The sequence below is a fragment of the Actinomyces oris genome (assembly GCF_001937445.1).
GTDB classification, from domain to species: Bacteria; Actinomycetota; Actinomycetes; order Actinomycetales; family Actinomycetaceae; genus Actinomyces; species Actinomyces acetigenes.
In genome coordinates this window covers 86543-95234 of record NZ_MSKS01000025.1, presented here as the reverse complement: position 1 = coordinate 95234, position 8692 = coordinate 86543, and the positions used below count along the sequence as shown (strand labels likewise).

Sequence of the window (8692 nt, the reverse complement as noted above, 5' to 3'; positions counted from 1 at the left end):
CGGGCCTTCGCGCGGGCGCCGGATAGAGCTCGATGTTTGAGGTCATGACGTTGGTGACGTGTGATGGGACCCAGGTGGCGGGGGCTGGGCGCGGCAGACGACGCAGGGTCGGAGGCAGCTGTGGCGGTGGTTCCACACCGCGACGGCGCCGGGCTCTACCACCAAGAACCCCGGACTCACTCCCGCGCGGCCCGGTGTCCACAGCGCTGACATGAACAAACCCGACGTCGACACGCCCGGCGCAGATCGTTGGAATCCTGCGGTTCTTCTTCGGCGTGCGGCGCCGGTGCGTCTGTGATGTCAGCGCTGTGGACACCAGCGACCTGCCAGGACCCGTCAGGCCTCTTCCCTCGGCTCATCGTCGCCCCCAGGACGACCAGCACCATCCCGGAATCTTGTCTGAGTGAGTGTCTCAGAAGTCATGACACTCGTTGTCTCACAAGTGAGAAGCCAGCACAGCACCCCAAGATACGACCTGGCGCCCTACAGTGCGAACGCGCCTCGGTATACGGTGCCCCGGGGCTGCGATCGCTGCGATAACCTGGGGGCGGCGCGCTCGCGCCACACCCGGTAGCACGAACTGCACGGTCCGGAGGAAGTCCGGATGACGCCGTCGGGGCCGCAGGCCCCGGATCCGCCCAGACCTTGTCGTGGGCGAGCGACAACCAGGCGTTCGTCACCCCGGGGACGCCGCTTATCGGGTGTCACGGGGACTCCTGCTGCGCCGGGTGCGATCACTCGCACCCGAAGGAGCCCTCCCCATGTCGCACATGCCCGCCTCGGACAGCCGGGCCCGCGTCCCCGCCAGTATCTCGGCCCAGTTCACTCTCTACTTCGATGGCCGCTTCTGGGTCGGTGTTCTTGAGCTTCACGAACGCTGTCGTGGAGCTGACTCGAATGATCAGGTAGGCGCTGTGCGAGCTGCGCGGCACGTCTTCGGGGCCGAGCCCACCGACGTCGAGCTCTACGACTTCCTCCTGGCCCGCAGCGGTGAGCTCATTGACCGCGCCGCAGAGTCTCCTGCGGTGCCGGCCTCCCGGCCGGCGGGCTCATCGTCGGCTCGTCGCCCCAACCCCAAGCGCGTTGCCCGGCAGGCCGCCAAGGAGGCGGCCCGGACGCGCCCATCCACCGCCGCGCAGGCCGCCCTGGCCGCCGCCCGTGAGGAGACCGAGGCCCGTGCCTCCCGTGACCGGAGTCGACGTCGTCGCCAGAAGGCGGATGAGGACTGGGCTCGACGTCGTCAGCGGGCCAAGCGCCGTCACCGCGGCCGATGACGCAAGCCCGCTGTTCCGCAAATCGCGGCGGTGAGGGCGGCCCTCCGGAGACGCGGGACGACGGCCCGCGACCGCGCCGGGGCGGCCTTGGTGCGTCTCAGCGCGTCTCAGGGACAGGAAGCGGAGCGGCGCCGGGAGCCAACGAGGGCTACGCTATGGCAACACGGCGTCGTGAAGCGCTGGCCATCCCCCTGAGGCCGGCTCCTAGCGACGCCGTTCCAGTCCGTCTGCCCAAGAAGGAGCCACTCATGCCGCAGTACCGCAGCGCCACCTCCACCCACGGCCGCAACATGGCGGGCGCCCGTGCACTGTGGCGTGCCACCGGCGTCAAGGACTCCGACTTCGGCAAACCGATCATCGCCATCGCGAACTCCTTCACCCAGTTCGTCCCCGGGCACGTGGGCCTGCGCGACGTCGGGCGCCTCGTGGCCACCGAGATCGAGGCCGCCGGCGGCCTGGCCAAGGAGTTCAACACCATCGCCGTCGACGACGGCATCGCCATGGGCCACGACGGCATGCTCTACTCCCTGCCCAGCCGCGACCTCATCGCCGACTCCGTGGAGTACATGGTCAGTGCCCACTGCGCCGACGCCCTCGTATGCATCTCCAACTGCGACAAGATCACCCCCGGCATGCTCATGGCCGCCATGCGCCTCAACATCCCGACCATCTTCATCTCCGGCGGTCCCATGGAGTCGGGCAAGATGACCGCCGCCGACGGCACCACCCGCAAGCTCGACCTCATCGACGCCATGATGGACGCCGCCGACCCCACCGTCACCGACGAGACCATCAACGCCATCGAACGCCTGGCCTGCCCCACCTGCGGCTCCTGCTCGGGCATGTTCACCGCCAACTCCATGAACTGCCTCACCGAGGCCCTTGGCCTGGCCCTGCCCATGAACGGCACCCTACTGGCCACCCACGCCGACCGCGGCGAGCTCTTCAAGCGCGTCGGCCACCAGATCGTCGAGATCACCCGGGCCTACTACGAGCACGACGACGCCTCCGTCCTGCCGCGCTCCATCGCCACCAAGGCCGCCTTCGAGAACGCCATGAGCCTGGACATCGCCATGGGCGGCTCCACCAACACCGTCCTGCACCTGCTGGCCGCCGCCCAGGAGGCCGAGGTCGACTTCACCATGGCCGACATCGACCGCCTCTCGCGCAAGGTCCCCCACCTGGTCAAGGTCGCGCCGTCAACGCACCTCTACCACATCGAGGACGTCCACCGCGCCGGCGGCATCCTCGGCATCTTCGGCGAGCTCGACCGCGGTGGGCTGCTGGAAACCACCACCCCCAACGTTCTGCGCACCACCCTGGGCGAGGAGCTCGCCGCCTACGACATCGCCCGCCCCGGTCCCGACGGCGTCCCCGGCTCCCAGGTCAGCGAGGAGATCCGCACCGGCTACCTCGCCGCCCCCGCCGGTGTGCGCACCACCGAGATGTTCTCCCAGGCCTCCCGCTGGGAGTCCCTCGACACCGACCGCGCCGCCGGCTGCATCCGCGACATCGAGCACGCCTACTCCGCCGACGGCGGCCTGGCCGTCCTCTTCGGCAACATCGCCGAGAAGGGATGCATCGTCAAGACCGCCGGCGTGGACGAGTCGATCCTGACCTTCTCCGGGCCCGCCGTCGTCTTCGAGTCCCAGGAGGACGCCGTGGCCGGGATCCTCGGCAAGCAGGTGAAGGCCGGCGACGTCGTCATCATCAGCCACGAGGGACCTCGCGGCGGCCCCGGCATGCAGGAGATGCTCTACCCGACCACCTACATCAAGTCCATGCACCTGGGCAAGGAGTGTGCCCTGCTCACCGACGGGCGCTTCTCCGGGGGCACCTCCGGGCTGAGCATCGGCCACGTCTCCCCGGAGGCCGCGGCCGGCGGGCTCATCGGCCTGGTGCGCAGCGGCGACATCATCGACATCGACATCCCGCGCCGCGCCATCTCCGTGCGCCTGAGCGATGAGGAGATCGAGCGCCGCCGCGTCGAGGAGGAGGCCCGCGGCGAGGCCGCCTGGACCCCGCACGTGGACCGCCCCCGCAAGGTCTCCGCGGCGCTGCGCGCCTACGCGATGCTCGCCACCAGCGCCGACCTGGGCGCCGTGCGCGACCTCAAGCGCCTCGGGATCAAGTAGCCCGACAGGGCCGGAGGGGCCGGCCCGGGTTGACCAACTGCATAATTGAAGATCGCTGTCACTCGCGCCTAGGGTTTGCATATGACAATCGTTCTCAGATCGCTGGTGGTGCGCTCGTGCGGCACGACGCTGGTCAACGGCGTCTCCCTCCGCCTCGCCCCCGCAAGCCGGACCGCCCTGGTCGGCGCCTCCGGAGCGGGCAAGTCCCTCACCTGCGCCGCGCTCGCGGGCACCCTCCCGGCCTCGCTGGAGGTCGCCGGCTCCCTGACCGTTGAGCCCGATGACGCCGACGCAGGCAGCGACCCGCGCGCGAGCTCCGCCCCAGGAGGCGAGGCCAGCAGTGTCAACCTGCTGGGGCTGCCCGCCGCCCGCCGCCCCCGGGGCAGCCGCATCGCGCTGGTCGCACAGGACCACTCCACCGCCCTGCACCCGCTCATCGCGGTCGGCCGCCAGATCGCCCTGGCCTCCCAGGCCGCCGGACGCACCCGGGACGAGGCCCGCCAGCGCGCCTCCGACTACCTCTACGCCGTCGGGCTCGACGAGTCCTTCGCCGACCGTGTCCCCGGGCGCCTCTCCGGAGGCCAGCGCCAACGCATCAGCCTGGCCCTGGCTCTGGCCGCCGAACCCGTCCTCATCATCGCCGACGAGCCCACCACCGCCCTCGACGTCGTCGCTCGAGCCGAGATCCTCAGGCTCCTGACCTCCCTGACCAGCCTGCCCGAGGCCCCCGCCCTGCTCCTCATCACCCACGACCTGCCCGCTGCCGCCACCTGCGAGAACATCGCCGTCCTCCACGACGGCGCCATCATCGAGTCGGGGGACACCCGCTCCGTCCTGACCCGCCCCGAGCACCCGGTCACGGCCGCCATGTGCGAGGCCAGCGCCGAGGAGACCATCGACGGGGCCCTGGCCGCAGCGGGAGCCGCCGCATGAGCGGATTTGAGACCCATGGCCTGAGGCGCTCCCACCCGGGGGCGGGCGGCGAGTGGCGCGAGGTGCTGCACGGCGTGGACCTGCGCCTGGAGCCGGGGGAGAACGTGGCCCTCATCGGACGCTCGGGATGCGGCAAGACGACGCTGCTGCGCGCCCTGCTGCTGCTCGACTCCCCGGGACCGGAAGACGCCGGCGAGATCCTGCTCGACGGCGAGCTCGTGCGCCGAGGCGGCGCCCGAGCGCTGCGGGCCTTCCGACGGGCGGTGCAGTACGTGCCCCAGGACGCCGCCGCCACCCTCCACCCGCGCCGCTCGGTGCTGGCGCAGGTGAGCACCCCGCTGCGTACCTTGGGGGCAGTGCGTCATCGCGATGACGCCGATGCACGGGCTCGGCAGGTGCTGGAGAGGCTCGACATTCGCCGCGAAATCTGGGAGAGCCGGCCCCACGAGATCTCCGGCGGCCAGGCGCAGCGAGTCTCCATCGCCCGGGCCCTGGCCCTGGCCCCGCGCTACCTCCTGCTCGACGAGCCGGTCTCCGGGCTCGACCCCGCCCTGCGCCGCCAGACCCTCGACCTGCTCGCCGTCATCGAGGCCGACCCCGAAGCCGGCACAAGCGAGGCCGACCCCGACGCCAAGGCCGGCGCGAGTGGTGAGGCTGAGCCCGCCCCGGCTGCTTCCGGCGCCCGGCCCGCCCCGGCTGCTTCCGGCGCCCGGCCCGCCCCAGCCCTGCTGGTGGTGTCGCACGACCTGGCCGCCGTCGCCCGCGTCTGCCAGCGGGCCCTGGTCATGGACGGCGGCGCCATCGTCGAGGACGCCCCCATGCGCCGCCTCCTCACGCGTCCCACTCACCCGGCCACCCGCGCCCTGCACGACGCCGTCCCCACCCTGCCGACCGCTGCCACCGACTGACGACATCCCCGACCGATGACACCCCGACCCAGGCCCAAAGGAGCATCCATGTCCACGCCCGCCCCCGCCGTCACCCGCCGCCAGGTCCTCGCCGCCCTCGGCATCGGCGCCGGCGCCGCCGCCATCGCCTCCTGCTCACGCAGCTCCTCGGGCGACGGCCGCATCCGCCTGGCCATGTTCCACGCCCCCGAGAGCAAGCTCAACCCGCTCACCAACGACGGCTCCAAGCTCGTCCGCTGGTCCTGCGCCGAGAGCCTCACCACGCTCAACGCCGACGGCGACGCCCAGGAGCTGCTCGCCACCTCCTGGAAGCGTGAGGGCGAGACCACCTGGCGCCTCACCCTGCGCGAGGGCGTCACCTTCCACGACGGCACCGCCCTGAGCGCCGAGAACGCGGCCGCCGCCCTCACCTTCGCCGCCACCGCCGCCAAGCCGCCACGCGTCCTGGACGGAGTCAAGCTCACCGCGAAGGCCGACGGCAAGGACCTCCTCGTGACCACCGCGGCCCCCGACCCCCTCATGCCGCAGCGTCTGTCCAGCCCCCAGCTCGTCATTCTGTCCCCGGCCGCCTACCCCGGCTCCTCCGACGGCGCCATCGACCCTGTCGGCCACGGCACCGGCGCCTTCATCCTCAAGCAGGCCAACGGCTCCTCCGGCGCCACCCTGGAACGCAACGACACGTACTGGGGCACGAAGGCCACCGTCCCCGGCATCGACGTCACCTATGTGCCCGACGGCGCCGCCCGCGCCAACGCCCTGCGCACCGACACCGCCGACATCGTCGAGGCCGTCCCCGTCGCGCAGGCTGGCAACATCGATAAGAACCTCCTCCACGAGGTGTCCACCCCGCGCACCTCCACTCTCTACCTCAACACCCGCTCCGGTCCCTTCGCCGACCCCGCCCTGCGCGCCGCCGCCCGCAACGCCGTCGACCCCGCCGCCCTCATCAAGACCGTCTTCGAGGGCCACGCCGACTCTCCCGTCGGACTCCTGGGGCCGGCCGTACCCTGGGCCGCCGAGCTGCGCGCCTGGAAGAAGGAGACCTACCCCGGAGCCTCGGGCGCGGCCGCCACCGGCAAAGTCCCCGGCGCCACCGCCGCCGGGACCGTCCCCGCCGGCACCGCCATCACCCTGGCCTCCTACACCGACCGCCCCGAGCTCGGTGAGATGGTCCCCCTCCTGGCCCAGCAGCTCGAGGCCGCCGGTTTCAAGGTCACCCAGGACGTGCGCGAGTACAACCAGATCGAGTCCGAGGCCCTGGCCGGAAAGTTCCACGCCGTCCTCGTGTCGCGCTCCACCGTCCAGGACTCCGGCGATGCCGTCGCCTACATGACCGCCGACTTCTCCTCCTCCGGCTCCTACTCCATGAGCGGCCTGCACGATGAGAAGGTCGACGCCGCCATCTCCAAGGCCGCCGCCACGCAGCCCGGCGACGAGCGCCGCAAGGCCATCATGGCCGCCGAGCAGGCCATCCTCGTGACCGGCGCCGCCATCCCGCTCGCCCACGAGCGCGTCATCCAGGGCGAGGCCGCCGGGGTCACCGGCGCCCAGCGCGACCCGGACGAGCGCGTCCTCATCACCTCGGCCACGACCGTGAAGAAGTGAACGGCGTGCTCACCCGGGCCGCCGGGCGCCTGCGCACGGGCGACCTCGTCACCGCCGTCTCACGCCTGCTCGCCCTGGCCTGCCTCGTGGGTTTGGTGGGCGTGCTGCCGTGGCTCTCGGGCAAGGACCCTGCCCTGACGATCCTGCGCGCCACTTCCTCCGACCGGGAACCCACGCCGGAGGTCCTGGACTCCATCCGCAGGAGCATCGGGATCGACGGCGGCCCCCTCCGCGTCATCGGGCACTGGCTGGCCGGGGTGGTCCGCGGCGACCTGGGCCGCTCCTGGGTCTCGGGGGCCGACGTCGGCCCGGACGCCGTGGACGCCTTCGGGGTCTCCCTGAGCCTCATGGCCGCCGCGCTCGGCGTCGGAGTCATTGTGGCCGCCGCCCTGGTGCTGCCCGCCCTACGAGACGGGTTGCGAGGACGCCCCCGGCCCCGCGGCGGTGCTGCCTCCGCGGTCCTCATCTCCCTGCCCGAGTACGTCCTGGCCCCGATCCTCATGCTCGTCCTGGCCGTCTACCTCAGGATCCTGCCGCCCTTCGGGTGGGGCAGCCCCGAGAAGGTCATCATGCCGGCCCTCAGCCTGGGCCTGCCCACCGGCGGCTACCTCGGCGGACTCGTCTCCGACGCCGTCACCGCCACCTTCTCCGAACGTTGGGTGGCCACCTGGTCCACCGCCGGCATCCGCGGGTGGACCCTGGCCGCGGCCGTCCTGCGGCGGGCCCTGGTGCCACTGACCGGGCAGGTGGCGCTCGTCGTCGTCGCCCTGACCGGGGGAGCGGTCGCCGTGGAGAAGATCTTCGCCGTCCCCGGGCTGGGCCGCGAGCTCCTGGACGCCGCCTCCGCCCAGGACGTGCCCGCGCTCCAGGCCCAGATCCTGCTGCTGCTCGCCCTGGCGCTGGCCGCCGGCGTCATCGCCGGGGCGGCCCGACGCCTCCTCATGGGGCGGGCCGCCGGGGCGGGCGGGCTGACGGCCCCGCCCCCGGTGGAGCACCCGGGGCGGGCCGCCCGCGTCATCGCCGTTAGCGGCGCCGCCCTGCTGGCCCTCATGGTGGCCGTCGGGATTCGGCGCGACCCCTACGCCGTCGTCGCGGACAAGCTCGCAGCTCCCAGCGCCGCCCTCCCGCTGGGCGCCGACTCGCTGGGGCGCGACGTGCTGGCGCGGGTGGCTCACGGGGCCGTGTCCACCGTGAGTGGCGCCGTCATCGTCACTGTGGTCTGCTTCGTCATCGCCATGCTGGTGGGGCTGGCGCCGCGGGCGGCCACGGGGTTCATTGAGGTCGCCAACGCCGCCCCGCCGGTCCTGGCCGGGCTCATCGTCGCCGGGGTCTCCGGGCCCAGTGCCACGGGTGCCGCCATCGCCGTGGCCGGTGTCGGCTGGGCGCCTCTGGCCTCCCACGCCGCCGGGCTCGTCGCCGAGAACCGGCAGCGCCCCGACGTCCTGCTCGCCCCGGTCCTGGGGGAGGGGCGCGTGCGGATCACCCTGACCCGGGTCCTGCCCGCCGTCGTCGGCCCGCTGGCGCGCCACGCGGCCCTGAGGCTGCCCGGCAAGGCCTTGGCCCTGGCGGCCCTGGGGTTCCTCGGCCTGGGCGCCCAGAGCCCCGCACCGGAGTGGGGGCTGGTCCTGTCCGACGCGCTGCCCTACATCGAGCGGGCCCCCTGGGCCGTGGCCACGCCCGCCGCCGCCCTCGTGGTCCTGTCGATGACGTCGGTGGCCGCCTCCCGCAGCATGCGGCGATAAGACCGCAGAGACCGCAGGAGCCGCTGAGTCCTCGCGGCAGCGTTCCGGCTCCGGCCCGGCCCAGGCCAGCCGCGAGGGGCTGCGCCGTCGGGCAC

6 protein-coding genes are annotated in these 8692 nt (G+C 72.7%); all 6 read left to right on the top strand.

The window, feature by feature from the left end:
• The first annotated feature begins 761 nt into the window (after positions 1-761).
• Complete coding sequence (locus BKH20_RS08140; RefSeq protein ID WP_256693100.1) at positions 762-1274, top strand: YjdF family protein; 513 nt, start codon at positions 762-764, stop codon at positions 1272-1274.
• Between the two features lie 248 nt (positions 1275-1522).
• Positions 1523-3409 carry a dihydroxy-acid dehydratase gene (ilvD, locus tag BKH20_RS08135; protein ID WP_075390633.1) on the top strand — a complete coding sequence of 629 codons (1887 nt, stop codon included), beginning with the start codon at positions 1523-1525 and terminating at the stop codon, positions 3407-3409.
• Between the two features lie 81 nt (positions 3410-3490).
• Entirely contained in the window at positions 3491-4342 is an 852-nt protein-coding gene (locus tag BKH20_RS08130) for an ATP-binding cassette domain-containing protein (RefSeq protein WP_075390632.1), read from the top strand.
• The gene (locus BKH20_RS08125; protein ID WP_075390631.1) at positions 4339-5250 is read left to right on the top strand and encodes an ABC transporter ATP-binding protein; all 912 of its coding nucleotides are present in this window, start codon (positions 4339-4341) and stop codon (positions 5248-5250) included. Before BKH20_RS08130 ends, BKH20_RS08125 begins: the two co-directional genes overlap by 4 nt.
• 48 nt (positions 5251-5298) lie before the next feature.
• Positions 5299-6855: an ABC transporter substrate-binding protein gene (locus BKH20_RS08120; RefSeq protein ID WP_075390630.1), complete on the top strand. Its 1557-nt coding sequence runs from the start codon at positions 5299-5301 to the stop codon at positions 6853-6855.
• Positions 6852-8597 (top strand): ABC transporter permease subunit, encoded by a 1746-nt coding sequence (locus BKH20_RS08115; protein WP_256693099.1) that lies wholly within the window; start codon positions 6852-6854, stop codon positions 8595-8597. Before BKH20_RS08120 ends, BKH20_RS08115 begins: the two co-directional genes overlap by 4 nt.
• The last annotated feature ends 95 nt before the right edge of the window (positions 8598-8692 follow it).